At 31.4% G+C, this 24,415-nt stretch carries 24 protein-coding genes and 1 pseudogene; 6 read left to right on the top strand and 19 right to left on the bottom strand.

Going from position 1 to position 24,415, the window contains the following annotated elements:
* Positions 1 to 60 precede the first annotated feature (60 nt).
* Both CLOPA_RS05380 and ftsH read right to left on the bottom strand, forming a co-directional pair.
* The gene (locus CLOPA_RS05380) at positions 61 to 2,187 is read right to left on the bottom strand and encodes a HelD family protein (RefSeq protein ID WP_015614451.1); all 2,127 of its coding nucleotides are present in this window, start codon (positions 2,185 to 2,187) and stop codon (positions 61 to 63) included.
* On the bottom strand, positions 2,166 to 4,004 hold the full coding sequence (ftsH, locus tag CLOPA_RS05375) for an ATP-dependent zinc metalloprotease FtsH (protein ID WP_015614450.1): 1,839 nt from the start codon (positions 4,002 to 4,004) through the stop codon (positions 2,166 to 2,168). Before ftsH ends, CLOPA_RS05380 begins: the two co-directional genes overlap by 22 nt.
* A gap of 220 nt (positions 4,005 to 4,224) precedes the next feature.
* Between ftsH and CLOPA_RS25900 the strand changes: the two genes are divergently transcribed.
* Positions 4,225 to 4,734: a helix-turn-helix domain-containing protein gene (locus CLOPA_RS25900; protein ID WP_051115611.1), complete on the top strand. Its 510-nt coding sequence runs from the start codon at positions 4,225 to 4,227 to the stop codon at positions 4,732 to 4,734.
* Positions 4,652 to 5,308: an IS630 family transposase gene (locus CLOPA_RS25895; protein ID WP_051115609.1), complete on the top strand. Its 657-nt coding sequence runs from the start codon at positions 4,652 to 4,654 to the stop codon at positions 5,306 to 5,308. The genes CLOPA_RS25900 and CLOPA_RS25895 overlap by 83 nt, the downstream gene beginning before the upstream one ends.
* A 277-nt stretch (positions 5,309 to 5,585) precedes the next feature.
* On the opposite strand, the gene CLOPA_RS05365 is transcribed toward CLOPA_RS25895, so the two are convergent.
* The 3 genes from CLOPA_RS05365 to CLOPA_RS05355 all read right to left on the bottom strand — a co-directional run bounded on the left by CLOPA_RS05365 (position 5,586) and on the right by CLOPA_RS05355 (position 7,431).
* Complete coding sequence (locus CLOPA_RS05365; protein WP_015614448.1) at positions 5,586 to 5,882, bottom strand: putative quinol monooxygenase; 297 nt, start codon at positions 5,880 to 5,882, stop codon at positions 5,586 to 5,588.
* Between the two features lie 112 nt (positions 5,883 to 5,994).
* On the bottom strand, positions 5,995 to 6,378 hold the full coding sequence (locus CLOPA_RS05360) for a cytidine deaminase family protein (RefSeq protein WP_015614447.1): 384 nt from the start codon (positions 6,376 to 6,378) through the stop codon (positions 5,995 to 5,997).
* A 213-nt stretch (positions 6,379 to 6,591) separates the two neighbouring features.
* On the bottom strand, positions 6,592 to 7,431 hold the full coding sequence (locus CLOPA_RS05355) for a 2-oxo acid dehydrogenase subunit E2 (protein WP_041710812.1): 840 nt from the start codon (positions 7,429 to 7,431) through the stop codon (positions 6,592 to 6,594).
* Between the two features lie 697 nt (positions 7,432 to 8,128).
* Here CLOPA_RS05355 and CLOPA_RS05350 point away from each other — a divergent pair.
* Positions 8,129 to 8,374 carry a TM1266 family iron-only hydrogenase system putative regulator gene (locus CLOPA_RS05350; protein WP_015614446.1) on the top strand — a complete coding sequence of 82 codons (246 nt, stop codon included), beginning with the start codon at positions 8,129 to 8,131 and terminating at the stop codon, positions 8,372 to 8,374.
* Positions 8,375 to 8,460: 86 nt separating this feature from the next.
* Positions 8,461 to 9,873 carry a [FeFe] hydrogenase H-cluster radical SAM maturase HydG gene (hydG, locus tag CLOPA_RS05345; protein WP_015614445.1) on the top strand — a complete coding sequence of 471 codons (1,413 nt, stop codon included), beginning with the start codon at positions 8,461 to 8,463 and terminating at the stop codon, positions 9,871 to 9,873.
* Between the two features lie 236 nt (positions 9,874 to 10,109).
* Here hydG and CLOPA_RS05340 read toward each other — a convergent pair whose 3' ends face one another.
* The 7 genes from CLOPA_RS05340 to CLOPA_RS05310 form a co-directional block, all read right to left on the bottom strand.
* Positions 10,110 to 11,033 (bottom strand): ketopantoate reductase family protein, encoded by a 924-nt coding sequence (locus CLOPA_RS05340; protein WP_015614444.1) that lies wholly within the window; start codon positions 11,031 to 11,033, stop codon positions 10,110 to 10,112.
* A gap of 35 nt (positions 11,034 to 11,068) precedes the next feature.
* Positions 11,069 to 11,539, bottom strand: coding sequence for a hypothetical protein (locus tag CLOPA_RS05335; RefSeq protein WP_015614443.1), 471 nt, complete (start codon positions 11,537 to 11,539; stop codon positions 11,069 to 11,071).
* Positions 11,540 to 11,594: 55 nt separating this feature from the next.
* A complete protein-coding gene (locus tag CLOPA_RS05330) occupies positions 11,595 to 14,030 on the bottom strand; it encodes a glutathionylspermidine synthase family protein (protein WP_015614442.1) in 2,436 nt (811 codons plus the stop codon).
* Between the two features lie 20 nt (positions 14,031 to 14,050).
* On the bottom strand, positions 14,051 to 14,437 hold the full coding sequence (locus CLOPA_RS05325; protein WP_015614441.1) for a hypothetical protein: 387 nt from the start codon (positions 14,435 to 14,437) through the stop codon (positions 14,051 to 14,053).
* A 164-nt stretch (positions 14,438 to 14,601) separates the two neighbouring features.
* Positions 14,602 to 15,231 (bottom strand): hypothetical protein, encoded by a 630-nt coding sequence (locus CLOPA_RS05320; protein ID WP_015614440.1) that lies wholly within the window; start codon positions 15,229 to 15,231, stop codon positions 14,602 to 14,604.
* Positions 15,228 to 15,455 carry a hypothetical protein gene (locus tag CLOPA_RS05315; RefSeq protein ID WP_015614439.1) on the bottom strand — a complete coding sequence of 76 codons (228 nt, stop codon included), beginning with the start codon at positions 15,453 to 15,455 and terminating at the stop codon, positions 15,228 to 15,230. The genes CLOPA_RS05320 and CLOPA_RS05315 overlap by 4 nt, the downstream gene beginning before the upstream one ends.
* Positions 15,456 to 15,799: 344 nt before the next feature.
* On the bottom strand, positions 15,800 to 17,290 hold the full coding sequence (locus CLOPA_RS05310) for a flotillin family protein (protein ID WP_015614438.1): 1,491 nt from the start codon (positions 17,288 to 17,290) through the stop codon (positions 15,800 to 15,802).
* Between the two features lie 450 nt (positions 17,291 to 17,740).
* Here CLOPA_RS05310 and CLOPA_RS26755 point away from each other — a divergent pair.
* Positions 17,741 to 19,017 (top strand): annotated as a pseudogene (locus tag CLOPA_RS26755) (IS110 family transposase).
* 266 nt (positions 19,018 to 19,283) lie between these two features.
* Here the strand turns inward: CLOPA_RS26755 and CLOPA_RS05300 are convergent.
* The gene (locus tag CLOPA_RS05300; protein WP_015614437.1) at positions 19,284 to 19,859 is read right to left on the bottom strand and encodes an NfeD family protein; all 576 of its coding nucleotides are present in this window, start codon (positions 19,857 to 19,859) and stop codon (positions 19,284 to 19,286) included.
* Between the two features lie 335 nt (positions 19,860 to 20,194).
* Here CLOPA_RS05300 and CLOPA_RS05295 point away from each other — a divergent pair, with 335 nt between their 5' ends.
* A complete protein-coding gene (locus CLOPA_RS05295; protein WP_242834271.1) occupies positions 20,195 to 20,488 on the top strand; it encodes a DedA family protein in 294 nt (97 codons plus the stop codon).
* An 80-nt stretch (positions 20,489 to 20,568) separates the two neighbouring features.
* Here CLOPA_RS05295 and def read toward each other — a convergent pair whose 3' ends face one another.
* From def to CLOPA_RS05265, 6 genes are all read right to left on the bottom strand, one after another.
* Positions 20,569 to 21,021 carry a peptide deformylase gene (gene def / locus CLOPA_RS05290; RefSeq protein ID WP_015614436.1) on the bottom strand — a complete coding sequence of 151 codons (453 nt, stop codon included), beginning with the start codon at positions 21,019 to 21,021 and terminating at the stop codon, positions 20,569 to 20,571.
* Positions 21,022 to 21,258, bottom strand: a complete 237-nt coding sequence (locus tag CLOPA_RS05285; protein ID WP_015614435.1) for a helix-turn-helix transcriptional regulator — start codon at positions 21,256 to 21,258, stop codon at positions 21,022 to 21,024.
* A 188-nt stretch (positions 21,259 to 21,446) separates the two neighbouring features.
* Entirely contained in the window at positions 21,447 to 21,704 is a 258-nt protein-coding gene (locus CLOPA_RS05280) for a hypothetical protein (protein WP_207637899.1), read from the bottom strand.
* The gene (locus tag CLOPA_RS05275) at positions 21,685 to 22,158 is read right to left on the bottom strand and encodes a GNAT family N-acetyltransferase (RefSeq protein WP_015614434.1); all 474 of its coding nucleotides are present in this window, start codon (positions 22,156 to 22,158) and stop codon (positions 21,685 to 21,687) included. Before CLOPA_RS05275 ends, CLOPA_RS05280 begins: the two co-directional genes overlap by 20 nt.
* A gap of 335 nt (positions 22,159 to 22,493) precedes the next feature.
* Complete coding sequence (locus CLOPA_RS05270) at positions 22,494 to 23,609, bottom strand: ribose-phosphate pyrophosphokinase (protein ID WP_015614433.1); 1,116 nt, start codon at positions 23,607 to 23,609, stop codon at positions 22,494 to 22,496.
* Between the two features lie 101 nt (positions 23,610 to 23,710).
* Positions 23,711 to 24,220, bottom strand: a complete 510-nt coding sequence (locus tag CLOPA_RS05265; RefSeq protein ID WP_015614432.1) for a peptide deformylase — start codon at positions 24,218 to 24,220, stop codon at positions 23,711 to 23,713.
* Positions 24,221 to 24,415: the final 195 nt, after the last annotated feature.

Genomic DNA, 24,415 nt, shown 5'->3' with positions numbered 1-24,415 from the left:
TTATTTCATCAACATTGTCAAACTTAAATAATTATGCAATAGATTCAGCTGTTCCTGGTTTTAATATTCCACAACTGCCAGTTCATGAAGAGCTCTTGTAGTCATTACATACATAAACTTATCTTTTTCAGTGTACTTTTCATCTTCCACAATTATAACTGCATCAAACTCAAGACCTTTGGCAAGGTAGGAAGGAATAAGAACTGTTCCTCCTTGATAAATCATGTCTTCCCTGTCTATAACCTTTAAAGAATTATTTTTACTCAAAAGCTTTCCGTATCTATCAGTACTATCCAAATCCCTACAAACTACAGCTATACTATCAAATTCTTTTTTTGTATAGTCTTTGATGATATTATCTAAAGTCTTAATAAATTCTTCTTCTGATTTTGGATTAAATATTTTAACAGTCTCTCCACTTCTAACTAATGGAACTATTATATCATGCCCTAAAAATTTATTGGCATATTCCATTATTTCCTTTGTTGATCTATAGCTTTTATTTAGCTTAAAATGCTCTGTTTCTATATTTTCTATTAAATTATCAAGTTCATTAAAGGGTATTTCACCTTCTAAAGGTATAAGTCTCTGATTGCTGTCCCCTACTATTGTCATGCCCTTGCAGTCTGTAAGCTCTTTTATAACTTTAAAAGCCAGCTTGCTATAGTCCTGAGCCTCATCTATAACTACATGTTTTATTTCCTGATCAATAGTTAAGCCTTCAAATTTTATAGAAAGATACAGTAGTGCAGTTAAATCATCTACAGTATAAGGTTCTGTACCGTTTATACTGGTATATAGTTCTATTATAGAAGGTTCTCCAAGCCATGTCATACTTTTCTTTACATCCATAAGTGTCTTTATAACTTCTCTTATTTTAAGCTTTCTTTTGTAATCAAAGGATGTTCCCTGAAGTTTTAATTCATCTTCAGTCAATTTACTTATAGAATCTCTATAATTCTGTTCTATTTCTCTAACTATACTGTCTCTCTCATCCTTAAGTTTTGAAAAAATGATTCTCTTTAACTTTTTCACTCTTCTAAATATAGGCATATCACTATAATATTTTGTATACATTTCCTGAATTTCTGATTTTGGAACTATAATTTTATTGTTAAAAAACAAATCTGCAAATATATAGTGATTTTTTTCTACACTACTTACAAAATCATCTAAGTCCTTTATAAACTTATCACTATTTTTATAGCTTACAGATTTAATAAAATCACTATCTCCCTTTAAAATTCTCTCCATATATTCTCTAGTAGTCATGATATCACGCTGTCTTACATCTAAAAGTTCCACAGCAAAATCTCTATAGGTTTTCTGGTTAACCCCTACCTCACCAAGACTTGGCAATACAGAAGATATATATTCCATAAATATAGGATTAGGCCCAAGAATAAGTACTTTATCCTGAAGAGTATCTCTGTGATTATATAAAAGATAAGCCACTCTATGCAGTGCTATGGTGGTTTTTCCACTACCTGCTACTCCATTTACCACTACTATTTTATTCCTTGGCTGTCTTATAATATTATCCTGTTCTTCCTGTATGGACATTACGATATCCTTAAGCTTTTCCTCTGCATTTTTGCTTAACACAAGCTGTAATATGTCATCCTTAACATCTACAGAAGAATCAAACAGCCCCATAAGCTTCTTTCTTTTAATAATATACTGTCTTTTTTTTATTATATCTGCCTCTACCTGTCCTAATGGAGCAGTATATGCATTTTTTCCAAGGCTGCTAGTATAGAATAGTGAAGAAACAGGTGCTCTCCAATCTACCACCAGGGGTTCATAGGCACCCTCCGGAGTAACTCCAAATCTTCCTATATATATCCTTTGATCCTCCTCATCTTCTTTAAAATCAACCCGTCCAAAATAAGGGGATAACTCAAGTATTGTAAGTTCTTTCAATCTCTTATCTATGATTTTAAAAGCTTCCTCTTTTACAAATCTTTCATGGTCAAAGTATTCTATTATCTTATCTTCATCATCTTGAAATTCTTCAATATTCTTTTTTCTGCTGTCCAATATATATTGAGTTATATCTTTTCTCTTTTGTATATAGTTTAGTATTTCCTTACTTATTATGTCTATTACACCATGAAGTCTTATCTTTTCCTCCTGAAGCTCCAGTTCATCATTTTTGTCTTTATCTATATATCCTGTTTCTGCCAATTTGGACTCTCCTTTACAAGTTTCATAAATTCATCACCCATTAATGTTTCTTTCTCAAGAAGTATGCCAGATATATTTCTAAGGAGTTCTATATTCTCCTTTAGTAAATTCTTAGCTCTATTATGAGCTTCTTTTATTATATTCAAAGTTTCCGTATCAATTAATGTAGAAGTTTCGGAACTGCAATTTTGTACCGGTCTTCCATCTAAATATCTATTTTCTACTGATTCTAAAGCTACCATATCAAATTTGTCAGTCATTCCGTATATAGTTATCATATTTCTAGCCATCTTAGTTGCTCTTTCAATATCATTAGCTGCGCCAGTAGATATAGAATTAAATTCAACTTCTTCTGCAGATCTTCCTGCCAGCATAACAGTAATTTCATCTATCATTTCTTCCTTGGTAACCAAATATTTCTCTTCCTCTGGAAGCTGCATGGTATAACCTAAAGCACCCATAGTCCTTGGTACAATGGTAATTTTGTGTACAGGATCTGTATGCTTTAATAGGGCTGCCACCACTGCATGACCTACCTCATGGAATGCAACCTCTTTCTTTTCTTTATCAGATAAAATTCTATCTTTTTTCTCCTTACCTGCTATTATAACCTCTACTGCCTCTTCTAAATCACTCTGTGCTATTTCTTTTCTTCTACCCTTAACTGCTAAAAGCGCGGCCTCATTGACAATATTTGCAAGGTCAGCTCCCACTGCTCCAGGAGTTGCCTTTGCTATTGCTTCCATATTAACCTCGGTAGAGATTTTTACTCCCTTTGAATGTACTTTTAATATAGATTCTCTGCCTTTTAAATCTGGTCTATCTACAATTACTCTTCTATCAAATCTTCCTGGTCTTAAAAGAGCTTTATCAAGCACTTCCGGTCTGTTAGTAGCTGCTAAAATAACTACACCCTTTGATGAATCAAAACCATCCATTTCTGCTAAAAGCTGATTTAATGTCTGCTCTCTTTCATCATTTCCTCCTCCCATGGCATTATCTCTGCTCTTACCTATAGCATCAACCTCATCTATAAATACTATACAAGGTGCTTTTTCCTGAGCCTGTTGGAATAAATCCCTTACTCTAGCTGCCCCCATTCCTACAAACATCTCCACAAAATTAGAACCGGACATAGAGAAAAAGGGTACCTTTGCCTCTCCTGCTACAGCCTTTGCAAGAAGAGTTTTACCTGTTCCTGGAGGCCCTACGAGTAATGCTCCCTTTGGAAGCCTTGCTCCAATTTGAGCATATTTTTCAGGATAATGAAGGAAGTCCACTATTTCAATTAAAGATTCCTTAGCTTCTTCTTGACCAGCTACGTCCTCAAAGGTTATTCCCGTTTCACTTTCCGCGTAGAGCTTTGCATTATTTTTACCAAAGGACATCACCCCACTGCCAAGTTTTTTGTCCAGCATACCTAGCAAAAATCTACCAGCTATTAAAAATATAGCTATTGGAAACACAAAATTTATAATAAAGTTTTTTATAGGATCATCACTGCCAGAAGGTACTGTTATCTGTGCTCCTGAATCTTTAAGTTCTGTTTTTAAATCTGGATCATAAAGTCTTCCTGTGTACAATACTTTTTTATTTATTCCACTATTATCAGTAGGTATTACAGTTATTCTTGTAGGCGTAACCTGAACCTCTGATACTTTTTTCTGTGCTAATAGATCTAAAAATTTGTTATATGTTATTTCTTCTGTTTTTATACTCACCATTAGATAATTTAATATAAGTACTAAAATAATAACTCCGATGGAATAATAAGCTGCGTACTTAAATTTTTTGTCGCCGAAATTATTGTTAAACATATCTCTGTTCCCCTCCATTTCTTAATACTAAGTGTATCACTAAATACACGTTTTTTCTATTACAGTTTTTTTTACATGTGCAATAATTTAATATAGCATTAAGATTAATTATCAATGAATCTTACTTATAGATATCCAATATCATAAATAAAGGTTTATGAATTTTTTATATAAAAGTCCAAATACTATAAGTAATAAATATAGTATTGGAGTGAAATATATGGCAATGCATTTAGTAGAAGTTAAAACTTTACACGGATATACAATAAATGAATTAAATGAAATAATTAATAGTTCAAAGAGTAAGTACACCAAATCTCTTTTGAGTGCTGTCATAATGAGATATAACGGAATTCATACTGATGATATTATGAAAACTATTTGCAGAACACGCGCATCTATAACTACTTATATTCATAAATGGAATGAATATGGTATAGATTCAATTATAGATAATCGTGGTGGTTCTGAAAGTAGTTTTACAGATGAAATGCTTCAGGATTTAAAGGACGTAGTCCTAAGTAAATCACCTGAAACCTTCGGTTTTATGCGTTCCAGCTGGACAACAGCTCTATTGACTGAATATATTAAAGAAAAATATGGCAAGTCTTATTCTGCAGAATGGATAAGACAACTACTAATAAGTCTTGGTTTTTCTTTTAAAAGAGGTCAATATAAACCAACTAAAGGAGATCCTTATTTGCAAGCTATCTTTAAAAAAAATAGCTGACTTACTACCTATCATTGAGAACACAGAGGACTCCGTCCTATATGTTGAAGATGAAACAGGAATAAGGATAGAATCTGTTAATCGCAGAAGTTGGAGCCCGGTAGGGCAATCCCCTATAGTTGAAAGTAATAACACACACGCAGGTTTCAACATTATTGGTGCTACAGAAATATCTAAGAACTATAATACTTTAATCAATATATATCCAGCAAAGCATTCCATTACTTCTATAGAAATGCTTGAGTTTTTAAAGCAACTTCTTGAGCAAAACAAAGGTAAGAAGATATTTTTAATATGGGACAATTACAATATCCATAAAGCAAAAAATATCCAAGAATTTGCACAGCTGCATAACGAAGAATTGTTTCTGATTAATTTACCACCATATTCTCCTATGCTAAACCCACAAGAAAACGTATGGAAATGGCTTAAAGATACATGTTTTCAGTGTAAAGCTCGAGAATCTATTGATAAATTTAAAGAATTTATCGAAAAACTATTTCTTCATTGTAATTCAGATAAAATGCATTCTATTATAAAACCTCTTGTTACTGCCAAAAGTTACTATAAATAATTTATTATTGAACTTGGATATCTATAGTGGAAATTTGTACTTCCACTAAGTCTAGATGAATTATCCAGGGACGTGTCGCTGTTTTGGTATTACAGAGACTAGTCATCGGATAAATTATACAAATTTTATTTCAATAATTAAATAGTATAATGAAAATAATACTGTTAAGTTATAGTTACAACATGATTTGAAATAAATTTAAAGGTATACTATACATTTAGCATACCTTTAATATTTTATCATTCTTTAATTTTTCCATTTTCTAAATATTTTCACTTTACTTCATTGTTGAAACAGGTATGTAGGTAACTCTATCTCTTGGTTTTAAAAACCACTCTTCAACTATATTTATCCATTTTTTAAAGTGCTCTGTCTTAAGGTGCTCTTCCATGGCCTCCTCTGATTTGTAACCCTCATAGAGTAGGAACTTATTTGGTTCATCCTTGCATTGAAGAAAATCAAAGCATTCAACTCCCTTTTCTTTTCTTGAGTTATCTCGATTTTCTATAGTTGCCTCTATAAATTCTTCTATGTGTTCTGGTTTTATGTAAAAAGTAACGTTTTTTATTATCATAGTTAATCCTCACTTTATAATTCACAAAGAAATATTTTGATTTTTTAATATTTTGCCAGATTATATTAGTATAGTAGTAATACTTGATTCAACCTATTATAAACAGTGTCCATTAATGGTATATACTATGATAAGGTAATAAATCATCAATAGTAACTACTTTGTCTTTTTTTATCATTACTTCACATTTATAATTATCATCGTGGATTTGGCAAATAAACTCCCTACACCTGCCGCAAGGTGGAATTATTTTTCCATCTTTATATACAGCTATTAATTTAACTATTCTATTTTCTCCAGCAGTAATCATTGAAGCAATAGCAGAATGCTCTGCACAAAATCCCATAGATGAAGGTGTATCTATACATACTCCAGTATAAACTTTTCCACTTTCACTCAAAATTGCTGCCGCAACAGAACCAGCATAAGAATTTTTTGAAAGTTCTCTAGGATTTAATGTATTTTTCGCAATATCATATAGTTCATCAAATGTCATAGCTATCATCCTTTCAAGTATATATATAAACTTAAGATTTAACAATATGTCCATATGCTTTCTAATAGAAGATTATGATAGAATATTGTCTATTAGTTTACTAAAAAGTATCTAATATTTAGAAAGTTACATATTCTAAATATTGATTTTTACTTTGACCATATTTTATCAATAACCGCTTCACCAAGGGTATTTAGAGCTCTAACGACTCTATTACAGACAATGAGTAGACATTTCAGAAGAGTTTTCTAATAAATCCTTTAAATCATTTAAGAAATTTCCTGCATATGCACCATCAAAAACACGATGATCAAATGATAAAGTCAATGGGATATATTCTACTGCAACTATTTCTTTTTCCTTCATCTTTAAAAATGTATTCATTTCTCCAATACATAATCCGGCTACAACAGGTTTTGAAAGAGCTAATATTCCATTAGGAATATGGAAAGAACCAAAATTAGATACTGGAAAATTCCCATAATGTTCTTTTACGAACTTCAGAGAGAAATTTGGGCTTACTTTTTCCAATAGCCTTACATATTGCATTCTTTTTTCTATTTTCCGAATATCCTTATCATTTAATTGATCAGAAGGTTTCTTTCCTACAATTTTTTTCATTAAATTTATAATATACTGTGAAAAATTTCCTTTACCATCCGCTATTTTTTTTCTCTCCTCTATGCTTTCCTTAGCAATATCAGCCAGATTTTTTTTGTTAGCTTGACGGATTACTATATATTCAACATGTTTTCCCGTATCTACAGGAATATTCAGGACAACATCTTCATTTTCGATAATCTTTTTACCATCAAAATAAGAATATAAGAGAGGATATTGAATCAGCGTGTCCGCAACAGCTTTCATAATAATATTGGTTATTGTAATGTGTGGATTGGTTATATCTTTCTTGTATTCCAGCCTTTTCTTCATTATTTGTTCTGTTTCAATATTTATTGTCATTGCAACAGTAGGCACCATAGATTTTTGATTAAATTTTGCGATTTGAAATATCCTAAATAGTTTATCTGTCTGATTTAAATTGTTATCCATTTATATTCCTTCTCATTTGTAAAGATTATCACTACTTTAATTTTACATTTCTTCTTAACAATATTGTATCATATACAGCTATTTATTGTAATGACAAATACTCAAAGTCAGACTGAAAAATTATGATTTCATCTTGCAATTGTTTTTATTATATTTTCAAAATTTGACCCATGTAAACAATTCTCCTATCCCTATAGGTGGGCAGAGGTAATGCACCAATAATTATTACTATGTATCATAAAACAAATAAAATTTCTCCCTTCTATTGATATATTAAACTCTTTGTGAGAAAATAAATTTAGATTCAATTTACGAGAGTGTTCTTTTAGATTGGATTTACTATTGATACTGCATTCTGATTGCAAAGTAATTCTGAGCAAAAGGAAGGAGATAAAGCTAAGTAATTTTACCTTCCTGTTTTTTCAGGAAGGTTTTTTATTTTTATTGAATTTCATTACCCAGAATAAAGCATGTTAAAAAAATATCAAAAATCTAAAATACTTTAATATGCCTAAGGCATCTGAAAATAAATAACAAGTCAAAGATGCGGCGTATATTTTGAATCCAACAGGGAAACAGGCTCTGATGATAGTGAGCTATCATAGGCCTCTGTTGACGCAGTATGATTCAAAATAGACTAGCATACTGACTTAGGTATTTTTTAGAGATGCCTAAATAAGAGTCAGAGGTGAAGCTTTTGGATAAGAGATTAGGTGTCATTGGAATTATAGTTGAAGATATACGTAACGCACAGGAAGTCAACCAGATACTTCATAATTTCAGTGACATTATCGTTGGTCGAATGGGCATACCCCATAAAGAAAGGCAGGTATCTGTTATATCTTTAATAGTTGATGGCCCTATGGACAGCATAAGTGCCATGACTGGTAAACTGGGAAACATAAAAAGTGTAAGTGTAAAATCAGCAATATCTAAGAAGTAGCAATTAAAGTTAGTATTGCGTGGGTTTTAAAACTGAAAGCCATATCTTTATATGATTGTATATTATTATTAACTGGAGGGAATAAAATGAATATTGAAAAGGCAGATTTTATAGATGACAATGTTATAAGGGAACATCTTGCTAAGGGAAATGAGCTTGCTAAGGATAAAAATTATATTGAAGGACTTATAGAAAAAGCTTCTGAAGCACATGGTCTAACTATTGATGAGGTTTCTGCCCTTTTACATGTAGAGGATGATTCTCTATTAGATAAAATGTATAAAGCCGCAATAAAGATAAAGCAGGAAATCTATGGAAACAGAATAGTAATGTTTGCACCTCTTTATGTAAGCAGCTACTGTGTAAATGGCTGTGAATACTGTGGTTACAAATGTACAAATAAGGAAACTAGAAAAAAACTTACAAAGGAAGAACTCGTTAAAGAAATAGAACTTATTGAGGATCTAGGTCATAAGAGAATCGTAATTGAAGCAGGGGAAGACCCTGTTAATTGTCCAATTGATTATATAACTGATTGTATGAAAACCATTTACAGCGTAAAAAAGGACAATGGTTCCATAAGAAGAATTAACGTAAACATAGCTGCTACCACAGTGGAAGACTATAAAAAATTAAAGGCAGCCGGCATTGGTACTTATACTCTTTTCCAGGAAACCTATAATAGAGAAACCTATTCAAGACTTCACCCAACAGGTCCAAAACATAACTATGATTATCACACTACCGCTATGGATAGAGCCATTGAAGGTGGCATTGATGATGTTGGTATTGGTGTACTATATGGTCTCTATGATTATAAGTATGAGACTATAGGAATATTTTTACATTCAAAACATCTTGAAGAAAAATTCAATGGTGTAGGACCACATACAATATCTGTGCCAAGGCTAAGACCTGCAGAAGGTGTTAACTATGACAATTTTCCATACTTGGTTTCAGATCATGACTTTAAAAAGCTTGTGGCTATAATAAGACTTGCTGTACCTTACACTGGAATGATTCTTTCCACAAGAGAAGAACCAAACTTCAGAGAAGAAGTTATAGCTGTGGGAATTTCTCAGATAAGTGCTGGTTCTTGTACTGATGTTGGGGGATACGAAGATGAATATGGAAATGCACCTACTCCAGCAGCCTCTCAATTTGTGGTGAGTGATCACAGAACTCCTATTGAAATATTAAAGCTTTTATGCAAAAATGGCTATATTCCAAGCTATTGCACAGCCTGTTACAGACAGGGAAGAACTGGTGAAAGATTCATGAGTTTAGCTAAAACGGGAAATATCCATAATTGCTGTCTTCCAAATGCCATTATGACTTTCAAAGAATTTTTGATAGACTATGCTGATGATGAGTTGAAGGAAATTGGTACCAAAACTATAGAAAAGAATTTAGAGGATATAACTTCTGAAAAGGCAAAGGAAGAGACTATCAGAAGATTAGAGAGAATAGAGGCTGGAGAAAGAGATCTTTATTTTTAATATATAAATTATAGAATTATCCACTATATATTGTTAAAATTTTAAACAATGTTTCAGAATTACGTCTCAAAAAAAAGAAATATTCATTAAATTTAGGAAAGATTTCATTTACTTGTTATAATCAGATTTTAATAGTAGAATATTTGAAAAGCTGTGTCACAATGCATAGATACGCATTGTGACACGGCTCCTCTATTTACACCTTTGCTAGGAAACTTGTCCAGTATATATACTCATTAATAATTTTTTCCATATCCAAAATGTTCCGCTATTTTCTTATAGCCTGGAACTTCAATTCCATTCTTCTCGGAAATTCGTACAATATCAAATATGAGTTCATCCTTTTCACTTTGTTTACCCTTTTTAATATCCTTTTGCATGGAAGCCGTTATATTAGGGGCAAGTCCATCTAAAATATCCAAATTCTCTTTAACTAAATCATTAGTTAAATTAATATTCAAAGTATCCGCAACTTTTTCTAATTCCTTAAGAAGCGCTATGAACATCTCCCTGTATTTTCCCTGTTTTTGAACTTCACCTACGTTAACATCAAAATATGCACCAGTAGCTGCAAGTGGAGAGGTAAAGGAAAACTTTCTAAAAGTATCACGCTTTATATTATCTGAAATAATCCCATCAATTTGACATTCCATCAGATCATCCTGTATTTTCTTAAGAGAATACATATCTATTTCTGTGTTTTCCATAGGGCCAAATACAACGCGAAAGATCATCACACCTTGAGTAATTTCTCCTGGTGCTGATACGTATCCACTTACATAAATACAACCGTCCAGTACAGTTATATCAGGCAAAGCCTCTTTTAATTTTTCTCCTGCAGTTAAAGTGTTTAAAATTGGAATTACAACAGTTTTTTCATGAGAAGTCTTTTTTATTATAGGAATGATATCATATATTGAATATCCCTTAACGCATACAAAGATTACATCAAACTTTCCAATGTCATCACTTCCGTCAGAGCACTTAACATCTTTTATATGTATTTCACCCTTTCGCGAAGAATGAATAATAAGTCCCCTCTCTTTCATAGCCTTTAAATGAGCTCCTCTGGCAATAAATGTAACATCCTTTCCATAGCTGGCAAGATAGCCTCCAATGCACCCGCCAGTACCCCCTGTTCCTACTATTAAATATTTCATAACCTAATCCACTCCTTCGTAATCATCATGAAATTTTAATTATCGCTATCAAAATCCTTTATCTTATCATCATTGATAAGAATTTCATATTTGTATTGTGTATTGATCTTTCCATTACTATCTTTGTAGGAAACGGCAAAAACGGAAACTGTATTTGTCTCTCCTAAATTATTTTTGAAAATATCCATGGATTCTTTTGATACAGACTTATTAGCTTCTTTTAATATAGTGTCTTTTTCCTCTTTAGTATAGCTATTTTTTATGGTTACACCCTCTGTAACGTCTATATTATCGGATAAAGTCTGAGATCCATCTATAGGTTCCGTTTGAAAAATATATTCCATTTTATCATCTTCATTAGTTCCTTTACCTAGATAATATCCATCAGTAGCATGTAATTTATAAGTTCCAACATAAGACTGGCTTACAAGCTCTTCTCCACAGCCTGTAAATAGCAGAGAAACCAGTAATACTATTATTGCAATTTTAATTCTTCTCTTTTTCATTTTACACCACCCTAACAAACCTGTAATTTTTATTATCTCTCAAAATTTATTAATTTTACTTAATATATATAGGCATATACACACAATTTTCTTTAGTAATTAAACTGCCTAATCTGCAGTACATTCCAATGAATTCATTCTTGCTGTAGAAGCAGCCCAGTATGGGAAATAGATTTTTTCTTTCTCTCTTATAGGTTGAATTTAACATATAATTTACTGCCTTTATATTTATCCTCTCCTGAAATATATAATTTTTAAGATCATCTACAGAGGACAGTTGTCTCCGTGTATATATTCCCTGTCCCTCTCTTTCCAGTATAGGCTTACAAATATAATCTATAGTTTTCATGGATTTATGACTTACGTCTGTATAGGGAATATATTTTAATATAATATTCCTCTCATAAGCTGTAAAAAAATCTGTATTGAGCATTTCATATATAACAGCAAATAGAGCCTTACTTTGTGCTATCATTGTTACAGGCTGATTTATGCAATTTTTATTATTTATCCAGCTGCCCACCTGCTTAAGATTAAATTTTCCAAACCAATTTAGTGGGAAATATCTATAAATCATATCTATCTGTTCGTTAAAGTAGTATAATTTGTTATTTTCTACTCTTAAATTATAGACATTACCTTTTATAACTTTTATATTATATCTACTGCTGATTTTTCTTACTATGCTTACAATAATATCTATATTATAATAATCTTCATAATAGCAGCTGCTAAATATTCCTATGGTTGTTGGATAGTATTTCAATATATATTCTTCTATATTTTTGGTCAATATCTCTTCAAATTTTTCATTTGGATTTTCTATATCCACTTCATATCGTTTCATAAGATAGTCATTCAATATAGTGCTCTCATATAGACCCGCTGGAGTTTCATTATTCAGCTCCATTAATTTTAAATTATTATCTGCATCCAAAGCCCAATCCATTCTGCCTAAAATACTGAGGTAACTGAAATCCTTTGGTGAATATATATTTTCGCTCACCTCTGATATACCTAAAATCTCATCAAACCAACCCTTATTTCCATAAACAAATTCGGAAACTCTATTAAATATGTTTAGAATTTCTTCAGAGGCATTCTTCAATTCCTGAAATTTATCTTTACTTAAAAGAATTTTATCTAAGGATACATATTCCCTTGCATTATTATAAGCACCGAGGAAACCAAGTTTTACAAGATCTAGATTTACATTTTTAAACTCTGTTTTCCTACATTTTATTTCACCATTGTATTCAATGTTAAGTTTACTGTTTTTTACTCCTATAGGTGTAATAAAGGTAGTTTCATTGTCTGTAAGATAATCGTAATTCCATCTTGAACACATGCCTATGATTTCATTGCAGCATAAATACACTCCAAAATTACAAAAGGCATCCACATTATGGGCATAGCCTTCCTTTAATTCAACTATATTATCTTTTCTTATATCTCTAAATTCCTGCAAAATATAGTACTCTGTATAATTTTCAATATCCTCTATAATACTTTTCCACTCTTCTTCTGAATACAAACTTCCTATAAATACGTCTTCGCTATAACGTCCAAGTATAGGCTTTATCACATAACTGTCCTTATTTTCTGTGGCTTTATTTATATTTTTCTCAGATAACAGTTCTGTATAGGGGATACACTGTCTCACTATTTCTGAAGTCTGCGTATCTAATCTATTTTCTTTTAATAATTTGTGAAAGTAAGCAAATATGCTTTTACTCTGAAGAACTACTATTCTTGGATCATTTAATATCAGTACTTTATTCCCTGTATACAGATTTAAAATATTTTCTATATCATTCACTTCATATAAGTTTTCAGTTGGAAACTGCCTCAGTATGATATGAACAGGTTTATGAAAGCAGTATACTTTTTCATCTTTCACATACAGATTATTAGCCCCACCTAAAATTACATTTATTCTGCTGTCTTCAAGCCATTCTCTATAGAGCATGGACAAATGAACTTCCTCATAATGGCAGGGATCTGCTAGTATAAACACATTGACTTTTTTATCACCATAATATTTTTCCACTATTGAATTAAATTTATCTTTAAATTTTTCCACAAAATCTTCATTTACATTATTATCACAGTTAAAATACTGGCCTATGCCTAGTTCTCTCTGTGCACAGGGCTTATCATAATTGCCTTCACTAAAAAATATTTCTCCACTATTTTCAATAAAGCAATCATACCTTGTCCAAAATACATCAGCTATTTCTCTATTTAGATTTAATATTTCATTTTTAAGAGGAAAATCAGGAAGCATCTGTTTATAATCCACATATTTAGTATTTAGATTATTCAATATATCCAGAGATAATTTATCAATTACAGTGGTGAAGAGCTTAATTTTTTTATACTCCACTTCTGAAAGATAGAAAGGGTAAGGAGAGTAAATATCACCTTTCCTTTTACAATGTATAGCATAATAATTAAAAAGCAATTCATCTACCACATTATTATATTCCACTTTCTGAAATCTCCTTCCCGTTAACCTGCCGCACTGCCTCCATGAACGCCGCTGTATCCACCGGAATCAGAGCTGCTTCCTATATGGCTTGTTGAGGATGAAGAAACTCCCCCGCTGCTGCCTTTAATACTTGAATTTGAACTGGTATAGGGACTATTTACACCTGTTGTGTTGGTAGTCCAGCTGTGCCATCCAAAAAAATCCACATTGCCTCTAGCTCCATTATTTACAGTGTATCCTTGAAAAAAAGAATATGGATAATATACAAAGGGAGCAGAGTAATTCGATTGCTGCTGCTGTGCTTCTTCTTTATCCTTGTCTGTTATATTTTTTTGGCCGCATCCGTATAGAGGACTGGCAACCAACATGGAAACGACTAAACTCAACGCTATTTTTTTCTTATCCATATAATGTTAGCTCCTATTCTCCTTAGGCATATTCAAATAAATAACTAGTCAGTATGCTAGCCTATTTTGAATCCTACTGCGTCAGCAGAACCCTCAGATAGCCCAACTATCTTCGGAACCTGCTTCCTTGTTGGATTCAAAATATTCGTCGCATCTTTGACTTACTATTTATTTTCACATGCCTTATTTAAATTTACATATTCAATGTTTACAGTTATTTTATTGGCTTTAAGATAATTCAAATATCCTGCTATATCTTCTTTTACATTATCATTACATATATATGAAACAGTATTTATCTTTAAAAACTCCAGCATCTCTACTTCAGGTAATTCTTCCTCCGTTACTTCATATTGATTGTTATATTCATTTACGTTGTTTATTTCAATATCCCTATAACGATTGCTGTCCAGTATAATCATATACCTATCATTATTCCTCAAACTTATATTTGAAAATAAATTTAATTTTTCTAATAGGGGCTTACTTTTAACTATTCCAAAGTCATGACATACCATATTGAAATCTGGTATTATGGTGTATTTATCCCTATATTTATAGGCATATTCCATTCCTAACTCAGCTGGTATATCCAATATAACCAAATTATCTTCAGTTTTCAGAGCTTTAATTTTTGAAATGTCTAATTGTACCCTTGTACCTACATTTAAACCACTTAAATTTACAGCTGAAACAAAGGGTAGTGACTTAACAAAGCATGACATTATGCCTGCATTTAAATAAAAGTTTTTGTATATATTATAGTAATACTGTTTAATATCTTTGTCTATCAATATCTATTGCTCCCCTCAGGTTCAACCACTATAGAAAAGCATTTATCTAAATTAATGCGATGAACTATATCCTGCTCATCCTTAATGTCTATAAAATTCCCCTCTACTTTTTCAAGAGTTACTCCTTCTAATATAACATCGGCCTTCTCATTATTATAAGTCTGAGCAGTAGTATAAATATATATTTTTACCTTAGAGTATAAATATTTTTCCAATCCATTCATAGCAAAACTCTCCTTTAATTTTATTTTTTTACACTATTTCACAAGAAAATTAATTATATAACACAATAATCTATTAAATGCGGAAATTGCATAATTAATTTATTTATTACATTGGTTTATTCACTTCTTTCCTTATCATCTACGCTATAACCCACTCTTTCAATTACTTTTTCTTGAAGTCCTTATAATGCATATCTATATTTTTTCTTAAAACAAAACACTATCAAATTTATTTAAATCAAATTTGATAGCATTATTTCTAGTATTCTTTCTATTACCTATAAATTCCAATTAGAATTACGTTCTTATTCAATAATTCTTATAATTCAATGTGAAGTAAAGTCCTATTGTTCTGGAGGCTTATCCTCAGTTTTATTTTCATTACTTGAGACCTTCTTTGATAGGAAGTCCAAAATATTCACACCGGTTAAGGCCTCAACAGTCTCTGGAAGCTGGGATACAATATCATTTACATAGCCCGTAACCTTTGCAGCACCTTTATTACTGCCTTCTCCATTTCCATTATCAACAATAACAATTTTTTCTGTTTTTGCCAACGGTTCAGATATAGCTTTGGCAATTTCAGGTAATTTTTCTATTATCATTTGTGTCATTGCTGCATCATTATACATTTTAAAAGCTTCTGCCTTTTTCATCATAGCCTCTGCTTCTGCTTTACCTTTTTCTCTTATTATATCTACTTCTGCCATACCTTGAAGTCTTAGAGTTTCTGATTTTGCTTTACCTTCTAATTCAATTGACTTAGCCCTTGCTTCTGCATCTGCAATTTCCTTATATCTATCTGCATCTGCTGTTTGAACCTGTCTATACTTATCTGCTTCTGCCTGTTTCCTAACAGTAGCCTCCAGTTCTCTTTCTTTTCTAAGTGCTTCTTTTTCCGCAAGCTCTATTTCTCTTTCCTTTTTAGTAAGTTCCACCTGAAGTGCTGCTTCTGTAAGTTCCTTTTCCTTCTGTTTCTTTGTAATTTCTACCTGTACCTGAGTCTCTGTAACTTCTTTCTTTGCCTTATTGGCTTCTATTTCATAGGACAAATCAGATATAGCTTTTGCTTTTTCCTGTTCACTTCTATAGGATTGTACCTTTAATTCCTTTTCCTTAGAGGATTCAGCAATTTGAGTTTCTGATAGAATCTTAGCAGCTTCACCTAACCTGTTTGCCTCAGCTGTTCGTATTTTTGTTTCCTTTGCTGCCTCCGCTTCCGCAATAAGTGCATCTCTCTTTACAGCAGCTATTCTTGGTTTTCCAAGTGCTTCTAAATATCCGTTTTTATCTGAAATCTCCTTAATAGTCAATACCTTAAGTTCTAAGCCCATTTGAGAAAGATCAATTGCTGCAACCTCCTGTACATGGGAGGCAAATTTTTCTCTGTCCTTGTAAATTTCCTCTATAGTCATCTTTGAAACAATTTCTCTTAGTTTACCTTCAAGCACATTTTTAGTAGTATGTTCAATAACTTCAAGAGTATGCTGCATTCCATTGGAAGTGTTGAATTGTTCCGCTGCGGATAAAATTGAATCAGTATCTGATTTTACCTTTACTACAGCAACTCCATCGGCCATTATGCCAACACCTTGTCCAGTTAATGCCCCATCAATACGAACTTCAATCTCCATATTTTCAAGAGAAATTTTATCTGTTCTCTCTAATAGTGGAATTACAAAGCCACCACCACCAGTGATTACTCTCTTTTTAAGTCCAGTTATCACTAATGCTTTGTCTTGAGGCACTCTTTTCCACATGGAAAAAATACTTAGAATTAAGAGTATAATTACTCCTACGATAATTCCAGGAATAGTTAATATTGTTAAATCCATTTTCTTCTCTCCTCGTATAATAAGTTTATAGTCAGTTAAATAACTGCTATAGACTTATTTATTTTTTATATTTTGTATAGATTAAGAAAGCATCTCTATTTTTCTAATGGGGATTCTCCCAATTCAATATTGCTGATTCTTTAACTTTCAAATCTATACATTTTAACTTACTATTTATCAAAGGATTTCCTAATGCTAAAATAGTCCTTATGGAACTTTAGCAAAGGTTACTGCATTATCTCTCCTGCAAAACTTATTGTTATTGCCTAGAAAGCTTGCAGCCTGACCAAAGTATCATATTCTGCTTACACAAATGTTGCATATCCTTTCGTAGCCACCAGCAAGGTTTTTCGTCTGGATAAATGCTGATTACGCGAGGTTGCAGTCAGTACTTTGGATTAGGATAATTCCTTTCTAATTTCCTCATTATTTTTGAAAGGTGGTGATTTCATGAAGAAATTAGATTACTTATCAACTCTATTTGTTGGTATCGATATTGGTGCGAGACAAAATGTTGTCTCTGCTATTAATTTTGATCAAGAATTCTTGATTAAAATGGAATCTGTTCCTAATACACAATTTGGTGCAGAACAATTAGAATCCATGCTTGTTAAAGTGTTAGAAAAGAACACTTTTAAAACTGTAATAATCGGCTTAGAATCTACTTCCTTTTACGGAGTACATATTGCCAATTTTTTATCTTCAAGTGAAAGACTTATGCCTTACAAGCCTTATGTTTACTGCTTAAACCCTAAGGAAGTTGCTAACTACAAAGATTCCTTCAATTCTCTTGATAAAAATGACAGCATTGACTCTTTTGTTATTGCTGATTTTGCAAGAGTTGGCAGAATTCATACTGAACCCTGGCGGGGTTCTCAATATCTTGCTCTGCAAAGACTTACAAGACACAGGCTTCATATTGTTGAATGCTTAACCAGAGAAAAGACTTACATGTTATCCAATGTATTTCTCAAGTTTAGTGAATTTGCTTTGTTACAGGGTGATGATCATCCTTTTCTGATAAATATGGTGCTACTGCGTCATCTATATTGACAGATTTTCTTTCTTCTGAAGATATTGCAAATACTTCAATTGAAGATCTTGTTGACTTCGTCAATAAAAAAAGTCGCAAGCGGATTTCCAATCCACAGATGACTGCTGAAATTCTGCAGCAGGCTGCACGTAATTCATACCGCCTTGATAAATGTTTGTATGAGCCTTTAACAACCTCAATTGCCTGCTCTTTTAATTGTATTCAGGCTTTTGAGAAAGAACTTAAAGCTATTAACAAGGCTATTGAAAAAGCAGTTATGGGAATGAACCCCGTGGAATACCAAATTTTAATGTCAATACCTGGGTTCGGTCCTGTTTACTCTAGTGGTATTCTTTCAGAATTAGGTAGTGTTCATGCTTTCCCTAATAACAATGCCATTGCTAAATACGCTGGCATCGTATGGAAGGAAAATCAATCTGGTGGCTTTAAGGCTGAAAACACACCAATGAACAAAGCAGGCAACCGTTATTTGCGCTATTATCTGATAGAAGCTGCTGGAAGTATCGTAAGATATATTCCTGAATATCAAGAATTCTATCAGAAGAAATTTGCTGAAGTAACTACACATCAGCATAAACGAGCACTCGCACTAACATCTCGTAAATTGATTCGTTTGATTTTTGGATTGCTGGCTAAAAATCAACTCTACTCTTCAAATAGGGTAGATAAATAAATAGTTTTTACGAACATACGTTCTGAGTTTGACGTATGCTTGTTAAGATTACCTTTTTTTTCCAAAATCATTTTATTCTCTTTTCATTTTGTTCTTGACATATTACCAAATTGCTTTTATTAGGCATACTCAAAATCTTTTTATTCATTTTCAAATGCCTTATTTATTTTAATAAGCCTTTGCTTAATTAAACTTTATATTATTATTTATTTCAAGCTTTATCAACAAACAGTGCCCAAATAGATAGCAAAGATTACTTGAAATCTTTAGTTATTGGATAAATCTTGATTATTATTTAAGGGTTCAACATAAAAAACACTATTTTTTATTTCATAAATGAGTACCTCTTCCCCTTGCTTCACAGCTTTCTTAGCTACGTGCTGTGCTGGGGCATTGTATTTACTGCCATTAACAATATAAGCTATACTGCCAAACCCGTTTTCCAGTATGGGTGATATAACTACTGCCGTCATGCCAATAAGTTTGTCCTGAGAAACTGCGCTGGTATTTTGAGCTCTATATAGTGGCACTACTATAAATCTATATAATACCGTAGAAATTATAAATCCCAAAATAACTGCTATTATAACTACTGTCATCCAATTTAATTTATACCGTGTTCCAATAATTCCCACGCCACCAAATACCGTAATAAATGAAACTATAGTTATAGGCTTAAGTGGAAATGCGGCAAAGCCTCCTGAAGAACTTCCTCCATCTAGGTGAGCATCCATATGCAGATCTAATCCAATATGAACAATTCCAAAGAGTCCCCCTATTAAAAAAGTAAACACTGTGTAAATCACACCTACACAAAATATAATTGTGTATATTCTCTCCATAAAGATCCCCCTAAATTTCTTTATTTAACATTACTTTGATTACAGTCCATTATATTACAATATATAACATTATATCATAACACTGTTGAAGATTGTAGAATTTATTTTTAATAAATCTTATATAGATTGCTATCAGAAAATTTTGGGAACATATGATTCTAAACATCAAATAAATTTTTTGTGAAAATTTATTTAGAAATTTGATTTATATATCATAGATTAGGTACGATATAATAAAAGGTTTATCAATACACCTTAATATTATTTTTTATACTATATATTAAACCCTTTAACACTGGAAGGATGGTTGAATATTCAATATGCAAATTTGGATTATGAATTTTATGGAGCATTATGGTTACCTTGGCACTTTTTTAATGATTTTCTTTGAAAATATTTTTCCACCTATACCTTCAGAAGTAATTCTTACCTTTGGAGGCTTCATGACTACAAATACCAATATGACTATAATAGGTGTAATTATATCCGCTACCGCCGGTTCTGTTGCAGGCGCCGGTATTCTCTATTGGATAGGTCATTTGTTCGATGTGAAAAAATTTGAGAAAATAATAGATAAATGGAGTTATATTCTCAAATATTGTTCTTTATCCAATCTATTTTTTTGCTGATAAAAGGAATTGCTATAGATTCATCTACATCTAATATTTAAAGCAATTCCTTTTTATATTCTATTTTTCATCGCAATATTTTATTTTATATACTCAGTAACTAAATCAGTAAAAAGGATACCTTCCAAATGGTCTATTTCATGACAGAAACATTTTGCTAAATCTCCTGTACCTGTCAATATAATTTTCTCTCCATTTTCATTTAATGCTTGTACTGTTACCTTTGCAGGTCTTTTTAATTTTCCAAATACATTAGGAATACTTAAACATCCTTCTATAACTTCCTGCTCTCCCTGCTGCTTAATTATCTTTGGATTAACTAATTTTATAAGTCCTTGCCCCATATCTATTACAACTAATCTCTTTAATATTCCAACTTGTGGAGCCGCTAATCCTGCACCATTTTCTGAATTATACATAGTATCAGCCATATCATTTAAAATTTGTTTTATTTTATCATCCACTACTTCAACCTTTCTGCTTTTTTTCCTTAATAGTTTATCATCAGAAAGCCTAATTTGCCTTAATGCCATTTAAACAACACCTCTACTTTGTTGTGCTCTAGATTTCCTTTCACTTTCTTCAAATAGAAAAACTTCCTCTATTGAACAGTGAAATATTTTACCGATATCATAAGCCAACCATATAGATGGCTCAAACTTTTCTGTTTCAATAGCGTTAATCGCCTGTCTTGATACCCCTACAAGTTCTCCTAATTGTTCTTGAGTTAATCCAAAAGATTCACGTAATTCTTTCAATCGATTTTTCATTAATTATCACCTCTGTAATGTTGACCTTACATAACAAAATTAGCATTACGTAAGGTTCATGTCAAGTTAACCTTACATAATATAGATATCCAATTTCATAATTAAACATTGTTTTAAGCTACAAGGCTTTTTAATTTTATATATTAAAACATAAATTTATATATCAAGTTGTTTATCTATAAATCAGATTATATCCAGCCTTTTTCTTTCCAATATATCTTGTCAGAATTATCGTCAGGAAATTTTGAAATCATAATTTTCATAAGAGTAAATAAAAGCTTAGTGAAAATTCTTGTATGAATATGTTTTCTCTTTTTCATTACCTTGTAAAATTTATTTGCTTTTTTTATTAGAATATCGTTAAATTTATTTTGCTTTTTCTCTTTCATTTCTCCCCAGTTCTTTGCAAAAATAGTTAGTCCGCATTTATATATTCTTTTGATCATCTGATAAAGTTTTTTTCATGCATATACTATTTGTATTTCCCACATAAGGTTCATAATTTTGTATTAAATAATATCCGTTATTTTTATATAAATTAATTGCTTCGTTTTGCTTTATTCCCGTTTCCAATATAGCATATTTATATTCTTTACTTCTAGCTAATTCTTCCAATTTATTGATTATTAATTTTGATAATCCTTGTCCTCTATGTTCTTTCATTACAAATATTCGTTTTAATTCTATAGTATTAATATCATGTTCTTTAAATCCTCCACATGCAACTGGAACTTTATCTTTATAAATAATTACCACATCATTTATATAGTGAACTTTGTTGTGTTTTTTATATTGCTTTTGTAATTCTCCATATCTTTCCCCTAGGTCATCATCTAATAATTTTATAAGCTCAATAAAATCAGTATTCTTACTATCTGCTTTTACTACTTCTAAGTTCATTTTATTTCCCTCCATAAGTGTTAATATCTTAAGGGATATTAGCACAAGATTATTTTTCCTTCCATGAATAAAATAATTCCATCCACTGACATTTACTTTACCTGCCTAATTCACAAGAGCATAGATTAGTTCATACATAAATATTATAGTAAGGCATATTAATTATCAATCTATAAATTCAATTGAATACAAATATATATTATAGTTTACTAATAAATAAAAGAAGAATCCTTATTATCTAAAGATTCTTCTTAGCATTTGATAAAACATCTCTATTTTATCATGAAAATAAATTTTTTCACTTCTACTAGCGGAAGCTTAATAAAAACACATTACTATCTTTCATTTCTTATTAGTTCATGTATTACATATGTAGCATCCATAAATTTAGCAATGGACTGTTCCCTGTTCAATCTATTTATTATTATTCCTATAAGTTCGGACATATCAACTGGCTTAAACCACTCAGCTTTTTCAAGTTCAGGAGATATATAAGTCAAATTTGTTGAATAAACTCTAGTTATTATATTATCATCATAATATTTTTGGAACTTTTCTAGTCCTTCTGTAAAAAATGCAAAAGTAGTAGCAACATAAACATTTTTTGCCTTCTTTAATTTTAATTCTCTTGCTATATCAAGCACTGACTCTCCTGAGGCAATCATATCATCAACTATTAAAACATCCTGATTTTCAACATCTCTTCCCATATATTCATGTTTAACTATAGGGTTTTTGCCATTTACAATTGTTGAGTGATCTCTTCTCTTATAGAATAATCCAACATCCACACCAAGGACACTTGAATAATATATAGCTCTATCCATAGCACCTGTATCTGGACTTATAACAAGCATATCATTCTTAGGTATTTCTATATCCTTTTCTTCTGTGATAATAGTTTTAAGAATATCATATGTAGGGTATAAATTTTCAAATGACAATAGTGGAATTGCATTTTGAACATTAGGATCATGAGCATCAAAGGTCAATATCTCTTGTACACCTAAACGTTCTAGTTCTTGAAGCGCTAGTGCACAGTCTAGGGATTCTCTACCCTTTCTTCTATGCTGTCTTGATTCATAAAGCAGTGGCATTATAACAGTTATTCTTTTAGCTTTTCCTCTTATGGCTGATACGGCTCTCTTAATGTCTTGAAAGTGTTCATCTGGACCCTTATGATTCTCTATTCCAAACATATTATATGTACAACTATAGTTTCCTATATCGCAAAGTATATAGATATCCTTACCTCTAACTGAGTCTGAAAGTTTTACCTTACCTTCACCATTAGAAAAACGTATTTCTTCCACAGGTAATAAAAAGTTTTCATCTACGTTTCTTCTCTTTTTGATATGTTCATTAATTTTTTCCCCTAATTCTCTACAACTTTCCAAAACAATTAGACCTAGTTCTCCATTATTATGGGTGAAAACTTGACTGCTGCTCATATTTATCCTCCATATATCAATTTAAATTTATACATTTTTCGACTATTTTACTTAATTAATTTTAAGTATACAAACAGCTTATGTCAATGGTAAATTCATGCTTATAAATTTAATTTATTGAACATGCTTCTTTCACTCTTCAAACAAAAAGCTTTATCATCTACAGCTCTCATTGTGGCAAGTATTCCATCAAGATGATCATATTCATGCTGCAAAAGTTCTGATAAATCTCCCTCCAGCTTCATTGTAGTATCTTTAAAATCCATGTCCTTAAACTCAATGGTACATCTTTTATGACGCTTAACCTTTACCAATAGTTCAGGAAAGGACATGCAATCATCCATAACTTCCATTAGTTCATCATCTTCAAAGTGCAATATTGGATTTATAAAGACCATAGGTTTATCAATATACATGTATATTAATCTTTTAAATACACCTATCTGAGGTGCAGCAATGGCTCTACCTACTCCGTATTTATTTCTAAAATCTATAAGAGTATCATGCAAATCACAAACAATTTCCTTTATTCTCCCTAGTTCTTCTTTTTCTATGTTTGAACTAATCTTATAGAGTTTTGGGTTTCCTAATAAAATAATTTCTCTTACCATAAACTTCACTCCTAAAATATATTCTATTTACTATTATCTTTATCTTCTAATTTGTCCAAAATGTCATCTATCTTTTTGTCCATCTCTTTATTTTTGTTAATAAAATTTTTCACTGCTCTTATTACTATATATGCACCCACTATAAGTGCAAATAATATTAAGAAATTAATAACTGTAAAATAATTAATTTCTAAA

The sequence above is a fragment of the Clostridium pasteurianum BC1 genome (genome assembly GCF_000389635.1).
In the GTDB taxonomy this organism is placed as follows: Bacteria; Bacillota; Clostridia; order Clostridiales; family Clostridiaceae; genus Clostridium_I; species Clostridium_I pasteurianum_A.
Note: the sequence above shows the minus strand (reverse complement) of the source record. Positions and strands in the feature narration are given on the sequence as shown.